We start from the raw sequence: 20189 nt of genomic DNA, 5'->3' as shown, positions 1-20189 counted from the left end.
GCGTCACGTCGCCGGCGTCCCGACGACGAGCAGGACGGCCATCGCGGCCATCACGACGGCGACGCCGGCGTCGAGGAACTGCCAGGCCCGGGGCCGGGCGAACACGGGCCGCAGCCGGGTCGCGGCGCCGCCGAGCGCCGTGAACCACGCGATGCTGGCGAGCCCGGCGCCGGCGCCGAACACCCAGCTGCCCGTCGGCCCGTGCTGCTGCGCGAGGGCGCCGAGCAGCACCACCGTGTCGAGGTAGACGTGGGGGTTGAGGAACGTCAGGGCCAGGCAGGTGGCGAGCACGGCGCCGAGCGTGGCGGGGCCTTGTGTCGCGGGGTCCAGGGCCGAGGGGCGACGGGCGCGTCGGGCCGCGCCGACCGCGAGGGCGAGCAGGAACGCGGCGCCGCCGTACCGGCTGGCGGTCAGGACGCCCGGGTGCGCGACGACGAGGGCCCCGAGCCCAGCGACGCCGGCGGTGATGAGCAGCAGGTCGGCGCCCGCGCACACGGCGATCACGGGCACGACGTGCTCGCGGCGGATGCCCTGGCGCAGCACGAAGGCGTTCTGGGCGCCGATCGCCGCGATGAGGGTCAGCGCGGTCACGAAGCCGGTGAGGAGGGTGGGCACGCCTCCGACGCTAGGAGCGGCCGCTTCCGAAATCCAGCGAATGTTTCTGAAGAACCATTAGCCTGACTGATGTGTACTCGCCCGAGCAGCTCGCCGCCCTCGCGGCCGTCGTCTCCGAGGGGTCCTTCGACGCCGCCGCGGGGTCACTGCATGTCACGCCGTCCGCCGTGAGCCAACGTGTCAAGGCCCTCGAGGAGCAGGTCGGACGGGTCCTGGTGCTGCGCACGCGGCCCTGCCGCGCGACCCCGGAGGGGGAGGTGCTCATCCGGCTCGCCGGCCAGATCGGGCTCCTCGCCGCGGACGCGCGCGCCGAGCTCGGCGCCGAGGGCGCCGGCCCAGTCCGGATCGCCATTGCGGTCAACGCCGACTCGCTGTCCACCTGGTTCCCCGCGTCACTCGTCGACCTGCCGCCGGGGGTGCTGATCGACCTGCGCCGCCAGGACCAGGACCGCTCCGCCCAGTTGCTGCGCGACGGCGCAGTGATGGCGGCGGTGACCGCCGACGCGCGCGCCGTGCAGGGCTGCAGGGTCCGGCCTCTCGGGGCGATGCGCTACCTCGCCGTCGCGTCCCCGGCGGTGCGCGCGGACCGCTTCGCCGACGGGCCGACCCGCGAGGCGCTCGCGGCCGCGCCGCAGCTCGCCTTCGACCGCGTGGACGCGCTCCAGCGGCGTTTCGTGGCGGACGTCGTGGGGGAGGCGCTCGAGCCGCCCGTGCACCACGTCCCGTCGTCGGCGGCCTTCGTGGAGGTGCTCCGCTCCGGCCTCGGCTGGGGGATGGCGCCCGAGCAGGCCGTCGCGCGGGACCTGGCGGACGGCGCGCTGGTGGAGCTGGCCCCGGGGCGGTTCCTCGACGTGCCGCTGTTCTGGCAGAGCTGGGCGCTGCGGACGCCGACCCTCGACGACCTGACCGCCCGAGTGGCAGCGGCCGCGGCGCGCGCCCTGCGCTCGTGACGCCCCCGCTCGTGACGCCTCCAGGCCCCGTGCCACGGCGGCATGGGAACGGCCCATGACCAGTGGATCCTGCCGCGTTTTGACCCTTCGACCGCCGTCCGGCTACTCTTGTGTGTCGTTGTGCGTCCCCCGTTCCCAGACGGCGGTTCCGGTGCGTTCCCACTCGCCGGTCCCCAGGGACGCCACCGACAGCACTCACGGCGGGCCCGCCACCTGCGGGCCTTCGCTCTGACACATTCAGCTACACGAAACGAAGGCCTACGACCGTGCGCACGTACACCCCGAAGCCCGGCGACGTCGAGCGGAACTGGTACGTCATCGACGCGAGCGATGTCGTCCTGGGCCGCCTTGCCACTCACGTGGCCACGCTGCTGCGCGGCAAGCACAAGGCGACCTTTGCCCCTCACGTCGACGGCGGAGACTTCGTCATCGTCATCAACGCCGACAAGGTTGCCCTCACGGGCAACAAGCGCGAGGCCAAGCTCGCCTACCGTCACTCGGGTTACCCGGGCGGTCTGCGCGCGACCACGTACACCGAGCTGCTCGAGAAGCACCCCGAGCGGGCGATCGAGAAGGCAGTTCGCGGGATGCTCCCGAAGAACTCGCTCTCTCGCGCGCAGCTGAGCAAGCTCAAGGTCTACGTCGGGGCGGAGCACCCGCACGCGGCACAGCAGCCGAAGCCCTTCGAGATCAGCCAGGTTTCTCAGTAGGCCCCCGGCCTGCTGCGAGCACGACACAGGACGCGAGGACACCACTAGTGGCCGAGACCACGGTCGACATCGACCTTGAGGGCGACGACACGCCCACCAGCTACACCTCTGAGACGTCGGCCCCCGTGGGCCGTGGCCAGAGCATCACGGCCCCGGGGCACGCCCTGGGCCGCCGCAAGGAGGCGATCGCCCGCGTTCGCCTGGTGCCCGGCACCGGCACGTGGAAGATCAACGGCCGCACCCTCGAGGACTACTTCCCGAACAAGGTGCACCAGCAGCTCGTCAACTCCCCGCTGAAGCTGGTGGACGTCGAGGGTCGCTTCGACGTCATCGCCCGCATCACCGGTGGCGGCGTGAGCGGCCAGGCCGGCGCGCTGCGCCTGGGCATCGCCCGTGCGCTGAACGTCATCGACGAGGACGCCAACCGCGCGCCGCTCAAGAAGGCTGGCTTCCTGACTCGCGACGCCCGCGTCGTCGAGCGCAAGAAGGCCGGTCTCAAGAAGGCCCGTAAGGCTCCGCAGTACTCCAAGCGCTGATCACTCAGCCGTGGCCCGATGGCCCCGACGGTCTTCTTCAGGACCTTCGGGGCCATCGGCGTCTGCCCAGCGGGACGGTCGCCGTCCCGCCCGTGAACGATGAAGGGGTCTGCTGATGGGCCGACTGTTCGGCACCGACGGAGTCCGCGGGCTCGCCAACCGCGAAGTGACGGCTGAGGTCGCGCTCGACCTCGCAGTCGCCGCCGCCCATGTGCTCGGCGCCCAGGGCGCCTTCGCCGGGCATCGCGCCCGTGCCGTGGTCGGCCGCGACCCCCGGGCCTCGGGCGAGTTCCTCAGCGCGGCTGTCGCCGCCGGGCTCGCGAGCGCGGGCGTCGACGTGATCGACGTCGGCGTGCTGCCCACCCCGGCCGTCGCCCACCTGACGGCGACGCTCGACGTCGACCTGGGCGTGGTGCTGTCGGCCTCGCACAACCCCATGCCGGACAACGGCATCAAGTTCCTGGCGCGCGGCGGCCTCAAGCTCGACGACGAGCTCGAGCTCGCCATCGAGCAGCGCCTGCGCGAGCCCTGGGACCGGCCCGTGGGCGCCGACGTCGGACGTATCCGCACCGACACCGGCGCCGCTGGCGACACGTATGTGGAGCACCTGGTCAGCACCCTCGACGTCAGCCTCGCCGGGCTGCGGATCGCTGTGGACTGCGCCAACGGCGCGGCGAGCGAGGTCGGCCCGGCCGCCCTGCGCGCCGCCGGCGCCGACGTCGTGGTGATCAACGCCTCGCCCGACGGCCGCAACATCAACGAGCAGTGCGGGTCCACGCACCCCGAGCAGCTGCAGGCCGCGGTGATCGCCGCCGGCGCCGACCTCGGTGTGGCCTTCGACGGGGACGCCGACCGCTGCCTCGCGGTGGACCACTCCGGCGTGCTGGTCGACGGCGACCAGATCATGGGCGTGCTCGCGCTGGCGATGCGCGACCGCGGCGTGCTGGCCCACGACACGCTCGTGGCCACCGTGATGAGCAACCTCGGCCTCAAGCTGGCGATGACCGCGCAGGGCATCAACCTGCTCGAGACGTCGGTGGGCGACCGGTACGTGCTCGAGGCCATGCGCGCAGGCGGCTACTCGCTGGGCGGCGAGCAGTCCGGCCATGTGATCCTCTCCGCGCACGCCACGACGGGCGACGGCGTGCTCACCGCGCTGCAGCTCGCCGGGCGCGTGGCGAGCACCGGGCAGAAGCTCGAGCAGCTCGCCGGAGTCGTCCAGCGACTGCCGCAGACCCTGGTGAACGTGCCTGGGGTCGACCGCGCACGCGCCGACAGCGACGAGGCGCTCGCCGCCGCCGTGCTCTCCGCACAGGAGGAGCTGGGCGAGACGGGCCGCGTGCTGCTGCGCCCCTCGGGCACCGAGCCGCTGGTGCGGGTCATGGTCGAGGCCGCGAGCCAGGCCGACGCCGAGCGCATCGCCGGACGGCTCGCCGACGTGGTCCGGGAACGGCTCGCGCTGTGACCATCCCGGGCGAGGTGCTCCGCGCGCACACGCAGCGGCTGCTCGCGGCCGCCCAGGAGCACCCGTCCGGCATCGTCCCCATCGTGCAGGCCGGGCACCCGGTGCTGCGCATGGTCGCGGAGCCCTACGACGGGCAGTTCGACTCCGCGGAGCTGGAGGCGCTGATCGCGCTGATGCACCGGACCATGCGGGCTGCGCCCGGGGTCGGGCTCGCGGCGCCGCAGATCGGGCTGCCGCTCGCGCTGGCCGTCGTGGAGGACCCGGGCGCCATCGACGACGAGATGCGGATCGCGCGAGAGCGCCCCGCTGTGGAGTTCCGGGTGCTGGTCAACCCCCGGTACACGCCCGTCGGGGAGCAGCGCGTCGCGTTCTACGAGGGCTGCCTCAGCGTCGAGGGCTACCAGGCGGTCGTCGCGCGGCCCCGGCAGATCCACCTGACCGGCGCCGACGAGACGGGCCGGACGCTCGACGAGGTCGTCTCGGGGTGGCCGGCGCGCATCGTGCAGCATGAGACGGACCACCTGGGCGGCACGCTGTACCTGGACCGCGCAGAACTGCGCTCACTCGCCGCGACGGACGAGTTGGGCGGGAGCTGGGCTGCCGAGCCGCACCCCGTGGCCGCGTCCCGAGCCCTCCGGTTCGACCTCGAGGCGCCCCCGACGGCCTGACAGCCTGCGCTCGGCCAGCGCGTCCACCTACTGTGGGACCAGGGTCCGGGTCGCCGCTCCGGGCACGACAGCGGGGGCTGATGGGGCGTGGAGGACTGGCTCGTCCACTTGGTGGGGTCTGCCTGGGTGTACGTCGCGCTGTACGCCTTCGTGACCATCGACGGGTTCTTCCCGCCGATCCCCAGCGAGTCCGCCGTGATCGCCCTGGCGGCGTTGTGGGCCTCGGGCGGGGAGCCCAACGTCTACCTGATGGCGACGGTCGCCGCCGTGGGCGCGTTCACCGGCGACCAGATCGCCTACGCGCTCGGCTCGAAGCTCGACGTGCACCGGGTGCGGCTGTTCCGGACCGGGCGGGGCAAGCGCTCGCTGGACTGGGCTGAGCAGGCGCTGTCGCGGCGCGGCGCCGCGTTCATCCTGGCGGCTCGCTACATCCCCGTCGGCCGGGTGGCCGTGAACATGACCGCGGGCGCGCTGGGCTACCCGCGACGGCGGTTCGTGGGGCTCACGGCGCTGGCCGGGGTCGCCTGGGCGGTGTACGCCACGCTGATCGGCATCGGGGCCGGGCGGTGGCTGGGCGACCATCCCGTGGTGGCGGTGGTGGTGGGGGTCGTCATCGGCCTGCTCCTGGGCCTGTTCCTCGACTGGCTGCTGCGCCGCCTCATGCCCGCGTCCATGGAGGCCGTGCAGCTCGACCCGCCGGGGGAGGGCGAGGACCCCGCCGCGGGCGAGGGCCGCTCTGGGCCCTGAGCCGGGGGCGCCCACGGCCAGGGTCGCCCGCCGGGAGGACCAGGGGGCGGATGCCGTTGTCCGCCCAGCGGGGGGTGTCTCTCACCGGTATCTCATCCGCACGACGGACGACTGCGCCCACCGCCGCGCGACATCATCGTCAGGGGGCAGCGCGCGGGGATCAGGGGTCACTCGGGGGGATAACCGATGTCGCTCCGCACGGTCCGCTTCGTAGTGTCGTCAGCGGGGCCCTCGCGGGCGCACGCCTGCTGGCCCGGCCCCATGTGCGTCGTCGAGCTCGACCGCGCACCTCATGCTGCCTGGCAGCCGACCGTCTGGAGCTGATGACACGTGCTGGAGGAGTGGATCCTCGCACTCGCAGGCTCGGGATGGGTCTACCCGGGGGTGCTCGCCTTCGCCGCGATCGACGGGTTCTTCCCGCCGGTGCCGAGCGAGTCCGTCGTGATCGGCCTCGCGGCGATCTCCATGCACGAGGGCGCGCCGAACCTCTGGCTCCTGGCACTCGTGGCGGCGACTGGCGCCTTCAGCGGCGACCAGATCGCGTATCTCATCGGCAGCCGGGTGGACGTCCACCGGCTCCGGCTGTTCCGCGGCGCGCAGGGGGCCAAGGCCCTGGCGTGGGCCGAGCACGCGCTCGCGCACCGCGGGTCCTCGTTCATCCTCGCCGCGCGGTACATCCCGATCGGGCGGGTGGCCGTCAACATGAGCGCTGGGGCGCTGGGCTACCCGCATCGGCGGTTCATGGCGCTGTCCGCCCTGGCCTGCGTCACCTGGGCCGTGTACGGCGTGGCGATCGGCGTGGGCGCCGGGGCGTGGCTGCATCACCACCCGGTGGTGGCGGTCGTGGTGGGGGTGGGGGTCGGCGCCGTCGTGGGCCTGCTCATCGACCGCATGCTCCGGCGCTGGCTGCGGCCCTCGGCCCAGCCCATGGTGCTGGCCCGGACCGGACAGGCGCAGCCTGACGCCGGCAGTGGAGCCAGCACTGACACCGACACCGTTGCCGATACCGACGTCGTGCCGGCCGTGGTGCGGCGACCGCATCCGTAAGGTGGGGGCATGCCCGACATGTCACGTGCCGTCCCATCCTCGCCCGAGCGCCTGCACCGCAACGCGGAGCACATGCGCCGCACCCTGACGGCCCTCGGGGCGCATGGGCAGGTGCGGCAGCTCGCGGACTCGGCGCGCACGGCGGTCGACGCCGCCCAGGCGCTCGGCGTCGAGGTCGGCGCCATCGCCAGCTCGCTGGTCTTCGTGCATGACGGGGCGCCGCTGCTGGTGGTGACGTCGGGCGCCCACCGCGTCGAGCCCGCGCTCGTGGAGGAGCTGCTGGGCGGCCGGCTCGAGCGCGCCGACGCGGACGCGGTCCGGGCCGCCACCGGGCAGCCCATCGGCGGGGTCGGCCCGGTGGGGCATCCCGCGCCGTTGCGCACCCTCGTCGATGTCGCGCTGGGCGCCTTCGAGGTGGTGTGGGCGGCGGCGGGCACACCGCACGCGGTCTTCCCGACGAGTTACGCGGAGCTGCTGCGGATCACCGGCGGGACTCCCGCCGTCGTCGGGCGCTGACCCGCGACTTTCCGGACGCCCCGTCCCGCTGCGCGGCGACTGCGGGTCACGCCCTGGCAACAATCGACGGCCGAGGCTAACGATCTGGTCTCGACCGGCGCCCAGGGCGTGCGGGCTGCCTAACCTCGGAACTGGGACCACACCGTCGTCGTCCCCTGCGGCCGTCCCCGCTCGTCATGAGCGGGGCGGTTCTGCAGTCAGGGCGGACGACGGGGGCGGGACATGCGAGCGGGCAAGATCGTGGCGGCAGCCATGGCGTCGGCGCTGGTGCTGGGCGCCTGCGGCTCGTCGTCGGGAGCCCTGCCCGAGCCCGCCGAGGCCGCAGTGGGCGCCGACTGCCTCGCGCCCCAGATCGTGCAGAGCCTCGGGCTGTCCCTCGACTCGACGGCGACGGCGATGTCCCACCCGGACGTGCCCGACGCGGGCTCCGTGCCCGAGGGCTTCACCCCGTCAGCGGTGCTGCAGTGCCTCGCGGGCGAGACGCTCACCGATGTCGCCGGGGTGTGGGACGCCGTGACCGTCAGACGCCTCGAAGGAGACCTCAACCGGCTGGTGGCTGCGCTCACGCGGCCGTCCGCCCGGGTCGACGAGCGGGGAGCCTGCCCGTCGGACGCCGGGCCGGCGTGGGAGTTGTGGCTGATGGACGCGATGGGCAAGGCCATCCGGGTGGCCCTGCCGGTGGACGTGTGCGGCGCGGTCCAGGGCGATGTCGCGGAGGCGATCGGCACGCTGGCCGAGGTGGAGGTCACGCACTACCCGGTCCGGCTGGCGCATGCGCGGCCGGTGGCGGGCCAGCCCGACGGTGTGGACCCGGCGCTGCTGATCGGGCCCTGAGCGCCCTCCCTGAGCCTCGAGGCGCCCCGGAGGGCGCCGCGGAGCCTCGCCGGATCAGAGCTTGCGCAGCCGGACGCGCTCGACGGCGTGGTCTTTGCCCTTGCGCAGCACCAGGGTCGCCCGGCTGCGGGTCGGCAGGATGTTCTGCACCAGGTTCGGGGCGTTGATCGTGTCCCACAGCCGCTCGGCGGTGGCCACCGCCTCGGCGTCGCTGAGCGAGGCGTAGCGGTGGAAGTAGGACTCGGGACGCGAGAACGCGGTGGCCCGCAGCGACAGGAAGCGGTCGACGTACCACTGCCGCACATCGGCGGTGCGGGCGTCGACGTAGATCGAGAAGTCGAAGAAGTCGCTCACCGCCAGGTTCGAGGTGCCCTCGGACGTCGGGCGGGCGGGCTGCAGCACGTTCAAGCCCTCGACGATCAGCACATCGGGGCGGCGGACCACGACCTCGGCGCCCGGCACGATGTCGTACGTGAGGTGGTCGTACACGGGCGCCCGGACCTCGGGGCGTCCCGCCTTGACCTTGGACACGAAGCGGACCAGCGCACGACGGTCGTACGACTCGGGGAAGCCTTTGCGGTCCATCAGCCCGCGACGCTCGAGCTCCGCGTTCGGGTAGAGGAAGCCGTCGGTGGTGAGGAGCTCGACGCGCGGGGTCGCAGGCCATCGCGCCATGAGCTCGCGCAGCAGGCGCGCGGTGGTGGACTTGCCGACCGCCACCGACCCCGCGACGCCGATGACGAACGGGGTGCTGCCGGTGTCCTCGCGCAGGAAGGTGCTCGACGCCTCGTGCAGGCCGCGCGTGGCGCCCACGTACAGGTCGAGCAGCCGCGACACCGGGCGGTAGACGGCGTCGACCTCGGCGAGGTCGATCGGGTCGCCCAGGCCGGCGAGGCGCTCGACGTCGGCATCGGTGAGCGGTAGTGGGGTCGACTCGGACAGCTTCGCCCACGCGTCGCGGTCGAGATCGACGTAGGGCGTCGACGGCACAGGCTCGTGGCTCAATGGCACGCACCGATTCTGCACGATCACCGGGCACGGCTGGCGCCACCGTAGACTTGCGCGCATGTGCGGAATCGTCGGATACGTCGGCAGCCAGAATCCCAATGGGCGCCCCCTCGAGGTGGTCCTCGAAGGTCTGCGGCGACTGGAGTACCGCGGTTATGACTCGGCGGGCATCGCGATCACCGGCACCGAGGACGCCTTGACGTCGGTGGCGAAGAAGTCGGGCAAGCTCGCGAACCTCGTCGAGGCCCTCGACGCGTCGCCGCTCCCCGCCGGCACCGCCGCGATCGGCCACACGCGCTGGGCCACGCACGGCGGCCCCACCGACGGCAACGCGCACCCGCACGTGGTGGGCGAGCTCGCGGTCATCCACAACGGCATCATCGAGAACTTCGTGCAGCTCAAGGCCGCGCTCCTCGCCGACGGCGCCGAGTTCCAGTCGGAGACGGACACCGAGGTCGTGGCGCACCTGCTGCACGACGCGCACAAGGAGCTCGGCGACCTGACGGCGGCGATGCTGTCGGTGGTCCGCCGCCTGCACGGCACCTTCACGCTGCTCGCGGTGCACTCGGGCGAGCCCGACACCGTCGTCGGCGCGCGCCACGACTCGCCGTTGGTCGTGGGCCTCGGCGAGGGGGAGAACTTCCTGGGCTCCGACGTGGCCGCGTTCATCGCGCACACCAAGGAGGCCCTCGAGCTCGGCCAGGACCAGGTCGTGACGATCACGCCCACCACTGTCGAGGTCGTCGACTTCGACGGGAACCCCGTCGAGCCGCGCCGCTTCACCGTCGACTGGGACGCGGCCGCCGCGGAGAAGAACGGGTTCCGCTCGTTCATGGACAAGGAGATCCACGACCAGCCGCACGCGGTCGCGGACACGCTGCTGGGCCGCACGGACATCAACGGGCGCCTGGTGCTGGACGACCTGCGGATCGACGAGTCGGTGCTGCGCTCAGTCGACAAGATCGTCGTGATCGCCTGCGGGACGGCCGCCTACGCGGGCCACGTCGCCAAGTACGCCATCGAGCACTGGTGCCGCATACCGGTGGAGGTGGAGCTCGCGCACGAGTTCCGCTACCGCGACCCCGTCGTGAACTCCAAGACGCTGGTCGTCGCGGTCTCGCAGTCCGGCGAGACGATGGACACCCTGATGGCGGTGCGGCACGCGCGCGAGCAGGGGGCGAAGGTGCTCGCCATCGTCAACACGCACGGGTCGACGATCCCGCGCGAGTCCGATGCCGTGCTCTACACCCACGCCGGCCCGGAGATCGCCGTCGCGTCGACCAAGGCGTTCCTGTCGCAGATCACCGCGGCCTACCTGCTGGGCCTGTACCTGGCCCAGTTGCGCGGCAACAAGTTCGCCGACGAGATCGCGGAGATCCTCGACGACCTGCGCGAGATGCCCGACAAGATCCAGCAGGTGCTGGACCGCGCGGACCACGTGCGCGAGACCGCGCGCTCGATGGCCGACGCGTCCTCGGTGCTGTTCCTGGGCCGGCACGTCGGGTTCCCGGTGGCGCTGGAGGGCGCCCTCAAGCTCAAGGAGCTCGCCTACATCCACGCCGAGGGCTTCGCCGCCGGCGAGTTGAAGCATGGCCCGATCGCCCTTGTCGAGGAGGGGCAGCCGGTGTTCGTGGTGGTGCCCTCGCCGCGTGGCCGGGACTCGCTGCACTCGAAGGTCGTCTCGAACATCCAGGAGATCCGGGCCCGTGGCGCGCGCACCCTGGTGATCGCGGAGGACGGCGACGACGCGGTGCTGCCGTTCGCCGACGAGGTGTTCTTCGTGCCGCAGTCGCCGACGCTGCTCGCGCCGCTGCTGACGGTCGTGCCGCTGCAGATCTTCGCCTGTGAGCTGGCCACGGCCCGCGGGCTGGACGTGGACCAGCCGCGCAACCTCGCGAAGTCCGTCACCGTCGAGTGATCGCCGGCGTGAGGGTCGCGGCATGATCGTCGGCGTCGGCATCGACGTCGTCGACGTGGCCCGGTTCATGGCGACGCTGGAGCGCGCCCCCGGGCTGCGCGCGCGGCTGTTCACCGACGAGGAGCGGGACCTGCCGGCGAGCTCCCTTGCCGCGCGGTTCGCCGCCAAGGAGGCCATCGCCAAGGCGCTCGGGGCGCCCGGGGGGATGCGCTGGCATGACGCGACAGTGCGCCGGATCGTCGGCGGGCCGCCGGAGGTGGAGGTGCGGGGCACCGTCGCGGCGCGCGCCCAGGAGCTCGGGGTGTCCCGGTTCCACCTGTCGATCTCGCACGACGCCGGGATCGCCTCCGCGATGGTGGTCGCGGAGGGCGACCTCGGCTGAGCGGTCGACCGGTCAGCGCAGGGCCGGCACGACCTCGCGCTCGAACAGCTCGATGCCGGAGCGGTCGTAGGCCGCCTCGGCGAAGTACGTGATCGCGTAGGCCATCCCGAGCGCCTCGAGCTCTCGGAGCTTGTCGACGATCTGCTCCGGGGTGCCGACCAGCGGCCCGGTGCGGAACTGCTCCAGGACCTCGTCGGCCTTGGCGGGGACGGTGCGCGCGTAGTGGTCGTGGATCCAGGCGAGCCGGTCGTCCACGTCCGCCTGCGTCGCGCCGATGACCACGTTGTAGTTGGCGGAGCGGGTGATCGCGGAGAAGTCGCGGCCCAGCGCCGCGCAGTGCTCGGCGAGCACCGCGGACTTGTGCGCGAAGCCCTCGGGGGTCCCGTCGAAGTTCGTGTAGGCGGCGTGCTGCGCGGCGATCCGCAGGGTCTTCTTCTCCCCGCCGCCCGCGATCCACAGCGGCGGGCCGCCGGCCTGCAGCGGGAGCGGCGAGAGCTGCGCGCCGTCCACCTGGTAGTGCGCGCCGTCCAGCGTCGCGACGCCCTTCGACCAGAGCTGCTGGAAGATCTCCACGCCCTCCTCCAGGGCGGCGATCCGCTCCCCGGCGCGCGGGAACCCGTAGCCGTAGGCGCGCCACTCGTGCTCGTACCAGCCGGCGCCGATGCCCATCTCGACGCGGCCGCCGGAGATGATGTCGGCCGTCGCGGCGACCTTCGCCAGGTAGGCGGGGTTCCGGTACGACATGCACGTGCACATCTGGCCGAGCCGGACCCGCTGGGTGCTCGCGGCGAACGCGGAGATGAGGCTCCACGCCTCGTGGGTCGCCTCGCCGTTGGGCTCCGGCACCGCGTGGAAGTGGTCGTAGACCCAGACGGACTCCCAGGCGTCGCCGTCGTCGGCGTGCTGCGCCAATCCGTGCATCACGGCCCAGTGCTCCCGGGAGTCGATGGCTGTCAGGTCCTGGCGCCAGCCCTGGGGGATGAAGAGTCCGAATCGCATGGAGTGAACCTAACGGGTGAACCTGGCGCGACCGGCACGCGCCAGGCCGACATGATGGTCGGGTGATCCTCGCTTACACCTCCGCTGACATCCGCGCCGCCGAGGAGCCGCTGTTGGCCGCCGGGCTCCCGCTCATGGACCGCGCGGCGTATGCGCTCGCCACCCGCGTCCTGGGGCTGCTGCGCGAGCAGCGCGGCCAAGTCCGGGGCGCGGCGGTGGTGGTGATCGCGGGCGCCGGCTCGAACGGGGGCGACGCGCTGCACGCCGGAGCCCTGCTGGCCCGGCGGGGGGTGGCGGTCACGGCGCTGCTGACCTCCGAGCGCGCGCACGAGGGCGGCCTGGCGGCGTTCCGGGCGGCCCGCGGCCGCGTGCTGCGGGTGGCGGGCGGCGACCAGGCGACGGGTGAGCCGGTGTGGGCGGGGGAGGCCGTCGCGACGGCGTGCGCCGCGGACGTCATCCTCGACGGGGTGCTCGGCATCGGCGCGTCCGGGGCGGTGCGCGGTCCGGCCGCCGACGTGCTCACGCTGCTGCGCGAGTTGCTGGCGGACGAGCGGGCGGGCGGGCAGGTCGTCGCGCCGCTGGTCGTCGCGGTGGACACCCCGAGCGGCATCGACGTGGACAGCGGCGTGATCCCCCGCGTGGAGCCCGCGGACCGGGCCGAACGGGCCGAGCGGGCCGAGCGCGGCGACCTCCGGGGGCCGGTGCTCCCCGCCGACCTCACGGTGACCTTCGGGGCGGCGAAGGCCGGCCTGCTGCTGCCGCCGAGCAGCCTGCACGCGGGCCAGGTCGACGTGGTGGACATCGGGCTGGACCTGTCCGGGGTGCGCCCGGCTGTCGCGCGCCTGGAGCCCGCCGACATCGCGACGTTGTGGCCGACGCCCGCGCCGGACGCGCACAAGTACTCCCGGGGCGTGCTCGGCGTCGTCGCCGGGACCCCGGCCTACCCGGGCGCCGCGGTGCTGACGGTCTGCGCCGCGATCCGCGCCGGAGTGGGCATGGTGCGCTACCAGGGCTCGCCGGGGGTCAGCGCCACAGTGCTGTCCACGTGCCCCGAGGTGGTCGCGGGCGACGGGCGGGTGCAGGCGTGGACTCTGGGGCCGGGCATCGACCCCGGCGACAGCGCCCAGGCGGAGCGGGTGCACGCCGCGCTCGCCGCGGTGCTCGCCCAGGAGCAGCCGGCGGTGGTCGACGCGGGCGCGCTGAGCCTCGTGCCGGACCGGCTGGCGCCGTGGGTGGTGCTGACCCCGCATGCGGGCGAGCTGGCCGCGCTGCTGAGCGCGCAGGGCGAGGATGTGGACCGCGCGCAGGTGGAGGCCGAGCCGCTGCGCTGGGCCCGCCGCGCGCATGAGCTCACGGCGGCGACGGTGCTGCTCAAGGGCCCGACGACGCTGGTGGTGGGTGCGGGCGGCGCCGTGTACTCGCAGGCGGATGCCCCCGCGTGGCTCGCGACGGCGGGCGCCGGGGATGTGCTCGCCGGGCTGTTGGGCGCGATGCTGGCCGGCCGGTCCGCGGACGTGCTGGCCGACCCGTCGCTGGTGGCGGCGCTGGGCGCCGCGGCCGCCCTGGTGCATGGGCTCGCGGCGCACCGGGCCAACCCGGGCGGGCCGGTGTCGGCGACGGCGGTGGCCGAGGCGATCCCCGGGACGGTCGCGGAGCTGCTGCGCGCCTGAGGAGCCGGCGCGCGTGCCGCGCATAGAGGCCGCGGTGGGAGACTGGGCCGGTGAGCTCCTTCCCCGCTCGTGCCGTCATCGACCTCGCCGCCATCCGCGCCAATGTGCGGTCGCTGGCCTCGCACGCCCCGACGGCGCAGGTGCTGGCCGTGGTGAAGGCCGACGCCTATGGCCATGGCCTGCTGCCCGTCGCCCAAGCCGCCGTCGACGCGGGCGCGACCTGGCTGGGGGTGGCCCAACTCGGCGAGGCGCTGGAGCTGCGCGCCCACGGGGTCACGACGCGCCTGCTGACCTGGCTGTACGCGCCGGGGGCCCCGCTGGGCCAGGCGGTGGCGGCGGATGTGGACCTCTCGGTCGCCGCGCCCTGGGCCCTGGACGAGGTCGTCGCCGCGGCGCGCGCCGTGGGCCGGCCCGCGCGCGTGCACCTCAAGGTCGACACGGGGCTGGGCCGCAACGGGCTCACCCCCGCCCAGCTCCCCGACGTGCTCGACGCCGCGCTGCGCGCAGAGGCCGAGGGCGCCGTGCAGGTGGTGGGCCTGTGGTCGCACCTGGCCTTCGCCGACGAGCCCGACCACCCGGCGGTGCGCGCCCAGGCTGTCGTCTTCGCCGAGGCGCTCGCGCTGGTCGAGGGCCGCGGCGCCCGGCTGGAGGTGCGCCACCTGGCCAACTCGGCGGCCACGCTGACCTCCCCTGAACTGCATTACGACCTGGTGCGCCCCGGCATCGCCGTCTACGGGCTGTCGCCGGTCCCGCAGCTCGGCGGCCCGGCCGACTTCGGGCTGACCCCGGCGATGACGCTGGAGGCCGAGCTTGTGACAGTCAAGGAGGTGCCCGCCGGGCAGGGCGTCTCCTACGCGCACGCGTACGTGACGCCGGGGACGACGACGCTGGGCGTGGTGCCGCTCGGGTACGCGGACGGGGTGCCCCGGCATGCCTCCGGCGCGGCGGACCGGCCGGGCGGGCCGTTGCTGGTGGGCGGCCGCCGGCTGTCCGTGGCCGGGCGGGTGTGCATGGACCAGGTCGTCGTCGACCTCGGCCCGGGCGCCCCGGACCGGGCGGGGGACAGGGTCGAGTTGTTCGGCACGGGGGCCGCGGGCGGTCCCACGGCCCAGGATTGGGCTGACGTCGCGGAGACGATCAGCTACGAGATCGTGACCCGGGTGGGTGGGCGCGTGCCCCGCGTCCACGTCGACTCGGAGCGTGACGAGGCTGTGGCGGAGCCACAGGCGGAAGGAGCCGCACGATGACGGTGGTGCAGCAGGTCCAGCTCGAGCTGCCCGACGCCGAGGCGACGCGCGCCTTCGGCCATGCCCTGGCGCGGCTGCTGCGCGCGGGCGACTTGGTGGTCCTCACCGGGGACTTGGGCGCGGGCAAGACGACGCTGACGCAGGGCATCGGGGCCGGGCTGGGGGTGCGGGGCCAGGTGGCGTCGCCCACCTTCGTCATCGCCCGGGTGCACCCGCCGCTGCCCGATGCGGAGGCGCCCGGGCCGGCGCTGGTGCACGTCGACGCCTACCGGCTCGGGTCTCTCGAGGAGGTCGACGCGCTGGACCTCGACGCGAGCCTCGACGAGTCCGTCACGGTGGTCGAGTGGGGCGAGGGCCTGGTCGAGGGCCTCGCCGCCGACCGCCTGGAGGTGGCGCTGCGCCGTCCGCGTGGCGGGGAGCTCCCGCTGGACCTGGACGACGCCGCCACAGGGGTCCGCGTGGCCACCGTCACGGCCGTGGGGGAGCGCTGGGCGGGCGTCGAGCTGCCCTCCTGACCTCGGCGGTTCCCGTCCTGGCGGGCAGAGGTGGCACGCTGGTCCCGTGCCTGTCATCGCCCTCGACACCTCTGCCGCAGTAGCCGTCTCCGTGACCGACGACGTGGGCCGCACGCTCGCGGCCCGTGCCACGCCCGAGCAGCGGCGCCACGCCGAGCTCCTGGCCCCGATGATCGTCGACGTGCTGGCCGACGCGGGCCTCGACCGCCGCGATCTGACGGCCGTCGTGGTCGGCACCGGGCCGGCGCCGTTCACCGGCCTGCGCGTCGGGCTGGTCACCGCGCGGACCCTCGCGCTCGCGCTCGGCATCCCCGTGCACGGGGTGAGCAGCCTGGACGCGCTCGCGGTCGGCGCCGCCCGCGAGCTGGGCCTCGCGCCCGGCGTCGAGCTGCTGGCGGCCGCGGACGCGCGGCGCCGCGAGGTCTACGCCGCCCGGTACCGCGTGCTCGAGCCCGTGCCCGGCGCCGAGGGCGGCCCGCTCGTCGAGTTGGTCGCCGGTCCCGTGGTCGACAGCGCGCAGGCCGTGGCGGCGTCGATCGGCCAGGGCGTGATCGCCGTCGGCGCCGGGGCCGCGCTCTACCCCGAGCACCTCGCCGCGACGCCCGGCGCCCCCGCCCACCCCGACCCCGCGGACCTGGCACGGCTCGCCCTGGCCCGGCTGGCGGCGGGCGCGCAGAGCCTCCCCACCGAGCCGCTGTACCTGCGCCGGCCCGACGTGGTCCCGCCCGCCGAGCGGAAGCGCGCCTCGGCGTGACGACGGCGTCCGTGCGCATCCGGCTCCTGGGCGGCGACGACCTGCCCGAGCTGGGGCGGATGGAGCAGGAGCTGTTCGGGCCGGGCGCCTGGTCCAGCGCGTCCCTCGCCGAGGAGCTGCAGGGGCCGGGCCGGTGGTACATCGGCGCCGAGGACGTGGCCACCGGCGAGTTGGTCGGCTACGCGGGGCTGTGGTTCGACGGCTTCGACGCCCAGGTCATGACCATCGGCACCGACGTCGCCCACCAGGGGGCTGGCGTGGGTACGGTGATGCTGGACGCGCTGGTGGCGCACGCCCGAGAACTGGGCGCCGGGAACGTCCTGCTCGAGGTGCGGGTCGACAACGACCCCGCGCTGCGGTTGTACGAGCGGGCCGGCTTCCGTCGCATGGGCCACCGCCGCGGGTACTACCAGCCAGAGAACGTGGACGCGTGGACGATGAGCCTGCCGCTGCGATGACGCCGCTGGCGCGAGCTGAGGGAGTGACGATGGGTTCCGAGACGATCGATCGCCGGGCGGCGGAGCCGGACCGGGCCGACGTGCTGGTCGACGCCCAGGAGCTGCTCGACGTGCTGGGCCAGCCCGCGGGAACGGGCCCGATCACCCCCGTGGTGCTCGACGTGCGCTGGCAGATGGGCCGCGCGGACGGCCATGAGCAGTACCTGGCCGGGCACCTGCCCGGCGCCGTCTACGTCGACCTGGACGGCGAGCTGTCCTCCGTCGCGAGCCCGCAGGAGGGCCGCCACCCGCTGCCCGACGTGGCCGCGCTGCAGGCCGCCGCCCGCCGGTGGGGGGTCCGCAGCGGGGTGCCCGTGGTGGTCTACGACGCGGTGGGCGGCATGTCGGCGGCCCGGGCGTGGTGGCTGCTGCGCTGGGCGGGGGTGGCCGACGTGCGGTTGCTGGACGGTGGGCTGGACGCGTGGCGGGCCGCTGGCGGGCGCCTGGACGTCGGCGAGGTGGTCGCGCGGCCCGGTGACGTGGTGCTCGAGACCGGGGCCCTGGCGACGATCGGGCCGGATGAGGCCGCGCGGCTCGCACGGGACGGCCTGCTGCTCGACGCGCGGGCTGCCGAGCGGTTCCGGGGCGAGGTGGAGCCGGTGGACCCGCGCGCCGGGCATATCCCGGGCGCGGTCTCCGCGCCGACCTCGCAGAACCTCGACGCGGCGGGCCGGTTCCTGCCCACGGGCGTGCTGGCCGAGCGCTTCGCGGGGCTCGGGGCCCTCGCGGGGGCTCCTGTGGGGGTGTACTGCGGCTCGGGGGTGACGGCGGCGCACCAGGTGGCGGCGTTGGCCGCCGTCGGCGTCGACGCGGCGCTGTACCCCGGGTCCTGGTCGCAGTGGTCGTCCGACCCCGATCGGCCGGTCGCGACGGGTGACGGCGACGTGGTCGCGGGCGGCTGAGCCCGCGACCGGATGAGACGGGCGAGGCGGTGGGCCGTCCGGGTGCGCGACCCGGACTGCCCACCGCCTCGGCGCTCATGCCGTCAGAGCGTCTGGCACGCCTGCTCGTAGGTCAGGCGCGCGGCGCGGGGGTGCGGCGTCCCGGCGCCGTCGGCGTGGCCGACGTTGACGACGAGCAGCGACTGCCAGCCGTTGTCGGCGAAGAACTCGGCGTCGATCCCGGCGGCGTCCATGCCGCCCATCGGGCCGGCGTCGAGGCCGGCGGCGCGCAGGCCGACGATGAGGTATCCGACCTGCAGGAGGGCGTTGGTGCGGGCCATCTGGGCACGCTGCTCGGCGGCGGGCTCGAGGGTCTCGGCCATGCCGGGCAGGTGCGGGGCGAGCACCGGCAGGTGCTGGTGGAACGCGGGGTCGGCGGCGAGCACGAGCGTGACGGGGGCGTCGAGGACGCGCTGGCGGTTCCCCTCGGCCATGTGCGCGGCCAGGCGCTCGCGGGCGGCGCGCCCGCGGACCACGAGCATGCGCAGCGGCACGGTGTTCATGGCGGTGGGGCCCCACTTGACCAGGTCGTAGACCGCGGCGAGCTGCTCGTCGGTGACCTCCTCGTCGGTGAACTGCCCGACGGAGCGCGCGGTGCGGAACAGCAGGTCGGCGATGTCGCCGGGCACGGCGAGGTGGTCGGTGGGGTGCGTCAGGGTCTCAAGAGTCACGTCTCGTGAACCTGGCGCGCTGTCAATACCTTCCAGTTGGAAGGTATGACGCGTGCCACATCCGAGCCGCCGGGGCGGCGTCGCCGCAGGCCGCTGGGCCCCTCGCCGGGCGGGTGCGCGAGCGGCCCGGCTGGCGCGCCTATCCTGATCCCCATGAGTGAGCCCCTCGTCCTCGGGATCGAGACCTCCTGCGACGAGACCGGTGTGGCACTCGTCCGCGGGCATGAGCTGCTGATCGACTCGGTGGCGAGCTCGATGGACGAGCACGCCCGGTTCGGCGGCATCATCCCCGAGATCGCCTCACGCGCCCACCTCGAGGCCATGGCGCCCACGCTGCGCCGGGCCCTCGACGGCGCCGGCGTGGAGCTCGGCGACATCGACGCGATCGCCGTGACCGCCGGCCCCGGGCTCGTCGGCCCGCTCACCGTCGGAGCCTCAGCCGCCAAGGCCCTCGCCGTGGGCCTCGGCAAGCCGCTCTACGGCGTCAACCACGTCATCGGGCACGCCGCCGTCGACGAGCTCGTCGACGGCCCGTTCCCGGACCGGGTCATGGCGCTGGTCGTCTCGGGCGGCCACTCGAGCCTGCTGCTGGTGGACGACATCGTCACCGGCATCACCGAGTTGGGCTCGACGCTCGACGACGCCGCGGGGGAGGCCTTCGACAAGGTCGGGCGGCTGCTCGGCCTGCCCTACCCCGGCGGCCCGCACATCGACCGCCTGGCACGGGAGGGCGACCCCGAGGCGATCCGCTTCCCGCGCGGGCTCACGGCCCCCAAGGACCAGGCCGCGCACGCCTACGACTTCTCCTTCTCAGGCCTGAAGACGGCCGTCGCGCGCTGGGTCGAGGCCCGCCAGGACGCCGGCCAGGAGATCCCGCTGGCGGATGTCGCGGCGTCGTTCGCCGCCGCCGTCGCTGATGTGCTCACCGCCAAGACCATCGCCGCATGCCAGCGGCACGACGTGTCGACGCTGGTCATCGGGGGCGGGTTCTCCGCGAACTCGCAGCTCCGGGAGATGGCGGCCGCCCGCTGCGCCGCCGCGGGGATCGACCTGCGGATCCCGCCGATCCGCTACTGCACCGACAACGGCGCGATGATCGCCGCGCTGGGGGCCGCCGTGGTCCGCCGCGGGCTCCCGCCGTCGCCGCTGGACCTGCCGGTCGACTCGTCGATGCCCCTCACGCAGGTGCTGCTCTAGACGCTCGCCTCAGGCGAGCATGCGCACCGTGAACCGCATGACCGCGAGGGCCGCTCCGAGGATCTGACCGGTCAGGGACTCGGGGAGCGAGTCGCCGACCCACTCGGGGAGGGCGAAGTCCTCGCCGCCGCTGAGGCGGCCGGCCGCGGCGCCGGCCACGGCGAGCCAGCCGAATCCGACGAGCGCCCACGTGCCCACGAGCGCCGCGCGGCCACGACGGGCAGTGCGGTCGGTGCGGTCGGTCGGACGGCTCATGCGGGGCTCCAGCGCTCAGGTCGCTCGGCGCGGTGCGAGAACACTGC

23 protein-coding genes are annotated in these 20189 nt (G+C 74.3%); 18 read left to right on the top strand and 5 right to left on the bottom strand.

Annotated features, from left to right (window positions below; all coding sequences use genetic code 11):
* Positions 1-3: 3 nt before the first annotated feature.
* A complete protein-coding gene (locus tag QUV83_RS13030) occupies positions 4-615 on the bottom strand; it encodes a LysE/ArgO family amino acid transporter (protein WP_289565069.1) in 612 nt (203 codons plus the stop codon).
* 71 nt (positions 616-686) lie between these two features.
* On the opposite strand from QUV83_RS13030, the gene QUV83_RS13025 reads away from it, so the two are divergent.
* The 9 genes from QUV83_RS13025 to QUV83_RS12985 all read left to right on the top strand — a co-directional run bounded on the left by QUV83_RS13025 (position 687) and on the right by QUV83_RS12985 (position 8088).
* Positions 687-1565 (top strand): LysR family transcriptional regulator ArgP, encoded by an 879-nt coding sequence (locus QUV83_RS13025; RefSeq protein ID WP_289565067.1) that lies wholly within the window; start codon positions 687-689, stop codon positions 1563-1565.
* Between the two features lie 266 nt (positions 1566-1831).
* A complete protein-coding gene (gene rplM, locus QUV83_RS13020; protein WP_289565065.1) occupies positions 1832-2275 on the top strand; it encodes a 50S ribosomal protein L13 in 444 nt (147 codons plus the stop codon).
* 47 nt (positions 2276-2322) lie between these two features.
* Positions 2323-2811, top strand: coding sequence for a 30S ribosomal protein S9 (gene rpsI / locus QUV83_RS13015; protein ID WP_289565063.1), 489 nt, complete (start codon positions 2323-2325; stop codon positions 2809-2811).
* 115 nt (positions 2812-2926) lie between these two features.
* Positions 2927-4276 (top strand): phosphoglucosamine mutase, encoded by a 1350-nt coding sequence (gene glmM, locus QUV83_RS13010; RefSeq protein ID WP_289565061.1) that lies wholly within the window; start codon positions 2927-2929, stop codon positions 4274-4276.
* Positions 4273-4944, top strand: a complete 672-nt coding sequence (locus QUV83_RS13005) for a peptide deformylase (RefSeq protein ID WP_289565059.1) — start codon at positions 4273-4275, stop codon at positions 4942-4944. Before glmM ends, QUV83_RS13005 begins: the two co-directional genes overlap by 4 nt.
* A gap of 87 nt (positions 4945-5031) precedes the next feature.
* Complete coding sequence (locus QUV83_RS13000; protein WP_289565057.1) at positions 5032-5691, top strand: DedA family protein; 660 nt, start codon at positions 5032-5034, stop codon at positions 5689-5691.
* 330 nt (positions 5692-6021) lie between these two features.
* Positions 6022-6738 carry a DedA family protein gene (locus QUV83_RS12995; protein WP_289565055.1) on the top strand — a complete coding sequence of 239 codons (717 nt, stop codon included), beginning with the start codon at positions 6022-6024 and terminating at the stop codon, positions 6736-6738.
* Between the two features lie 9 nt (positions 6739-6747).
* A complete protein-coding gene (locus QUV83_RS12990) occupies positions 6748-7254 on the top strand; it encodes a YbaK/EbsC family protein (RefSeq protein ID WP_436231919.1) in 507 nt (168 codons plus the stop codon).
* Between the two features lie 222 nt (positions 7255-7476).
* A complete protein-coding gene (locus QUV83_RS12985; RefSeq protein ID WP_289565053.1) occupies positions 7477-8088 on the top strand; it encodes a hypothetical protein in 612 nt (203 codons plus the stop codon).
* Positions 8089-8142: 54 nt separating this feature from the next.
* Here the strand turns inward: QUV83_RS12985 and coaA are convergent, their stop codons facing one another.
* Complete coding sequence (gene coaA / locus QUV83_RS12980; protein ID WP_289565052.1) at positions 8143-9099, bottom strand: type I pantothenate kinase; 957 nt, start codon at positions 9097-9099, stop codon at positions 8143-8145.
* 55 nt (positions 9100-9154) lie between these two features.
* Between coaA and glmS the strand changes: the two genes are divergently transcribed.
* On the top strand, positions 9155-11014 hold the full coding sequence (glmS, locus tag QUV83_RS12975) for a glutamine--fructose-6-phosphate transaminase (isomerizing) (RefSeq protein ID WP_289565051.1): 1860 nt from the start codon (positions 9155-9157) through the stop codon (positions 11012-11014).
* 22 nt (positions 11015-11036) lie between these two features.
* A complete protein-coding gene (locus QUV83_RS12970; RefSeq protein WP_289565049.1) occupies positions 11037-11396 on the top strand; it encodes a holo-ACP synthase in 360 nt (119 codons plus the stop codon).
* Between the two features lie 12 nt (positions 11397-11408).
* Here the strand turns inward: QUV83_RS12970 and QUV83_RS12965 are convergent, their stop codons facing one another.
* Positions 11409-12395 carry an LLM class F420-dependent oxidoreductase gene (locus QUV83_RS12965; protein ID WP_289565047.1) on the bottom strand — a complete coding sequence of 329 codons (987 nt, stop codon included), beginning with the start codon at positions 12393-12395 and terminating at the stop codon, positions 11409-11411.
* A 62-nt stretch (positions 12396-12457) separates the two neighbouring features.
* Between QUV83_RS12965 and QUV83_RS12960 the strand changes: the two genes are divergently transcribed.
* From QUV83_RS12960 to QUV83_RS12935, 6 genes are read left to right on the top strand one after another with little or no spacing between them, the layout of a single operon-like run.
* Positions 12458-14065 (top strand): bifunctional ADP-dependent NAD(P)H-hydrate dehydratase/NAD(P)H-hydrate epimerase, encoded by a 1608-nt coding sequence (locus QUV83_RS12960; RefSeq protein ID WP_289565045.1) that lies wholly within the window; start codon positions 12458-12460, stop codon positions 14063-14065.
* Positions 14066-14115: 50 nt separating this feature from the next.
* Complete coding sequence (gene alr, locus QUV83_RS12955) at positions 14116-15312, top strand: alanine racemase (protein ID WP_289565043.1); 1197 nt, start codon at positions 14116-14118, stop codon at positions 15310-15312.
* The gene (gene tsaE / locus QUV83_RS12950; RefSeq protein ID WP_289565041.1) at positions 15309-15827 is read left to right on the top strand and encodes a tRNA (adenosine(37)-N6)-threonylcarbamoyltransferase complex ATPase subunit type 1 TsaE; all 519 of its coding nucleotides are present in this window, start codon (positions 15309-15311) and stop codon (positions 15825-15827) included. Before alr ends, tsaE begins: the two co-directional genes overlap by 4 nt.
* 46 nt (positions 15828-15873) lie before the next feature.
* A complete protein-coding gene (gene tsaB, locus QUV83_RS12945; RefSeq protein ID WP_289565039.1) occupies positions 15874-16581 on the top strand; it encodes a tRNA (adenosine(37)-N6)-threonylcarbamoyltransferase complex dimerization subunit type 1 TsaB in 708 nt (235 codons plus the stop codon).
* On the top strand, positions 16578-17039 hold the full coding sequence (gene rimI, locus QUV83_RS12940) for a ribosomal protein S18-alanine N-acetyltransferase (protein ID WP_289565037.1): 462 nt from the start codon (positions 16578-16580) through the stop codon (positions 17037-17039). The genes tsaB and rimI overlap by 4 nt, the downstream gene beginning before the upstream one ends.
* A gap of 29 nt (positions 17040-17068) precedes the next feature.
* A complete protein-coding gene (locus tag QUV83_RS12935; RefSeq protein WP_289565035.1) occupies positions 17069-17980 on the top strand; it encodes a sulfurtransferase in 912 nt (303 codons plus the stop codon).
* Positions 17981-18063: 83 nt separating this feature from the next.
* Here the strand turns inward: QUV83_RS12935 and QUV83_RS12930 are convergent, their stop codons facing one another.
* Positions 18064-18690, bottom strand: a complete 627-nt coding sequence (locus tag QUV83_RS12930) for a malonic semialdehyde reductase (RefSeq protein WP_289565034.1) — start codon at positions 18688-18690, stop codon at positions 18064-18066.
* A gap of 153 nt (positions 18691-18843) precedes the next feature.
* Between QUV83_RS12930 and tsaD the strand changes: the two genes are divergently transcribed.
* Positions 18844-19887: a tRNA (adenosine(37)-N6)-threonylcarbamoyltransferase complex transferase subunit TsaD gene (tsaD, locus tag QUV83_RS12925; RefSeq protein WP_289565033.1), complete on the top strand. Its 1044-nt coding sequence runs from the start codon at positions 18844-18846 to the stop codon at positions 19885-19887.
* Between the two features lie 9 nt (positions 19888-19896).
* Here tsaD and QUV83_RS12920 read toward each other — a convergent pair whose 3' ends face one another.
* A complete protein-coding gene (locus QUV83_RS12920) occupies positions 19897-20142 on the bottom strand; it encodes a hypothetical protein (RefSeq protein ID WP_289565032.1) in 246 nt (81 codons plus the stop codon).
* Positions 20143-20189: the final 47 nt, after the last annotated feature.

The sequence above is a fragment of the Cellulomonas cellasea genome (genome assembly GCF_030372105.1).
Taxonomy (GTDB): domain Bacteria; phylum Actinomycetota; class Actinomycetes; order Actinomycetales; family Cellulomonadaceae; genus Cellulomonas_A; species Cellulomonas_A cellasea_A.
This window is presented reverse-complemented; position numbering and strand designations above follow the sequence as displayed.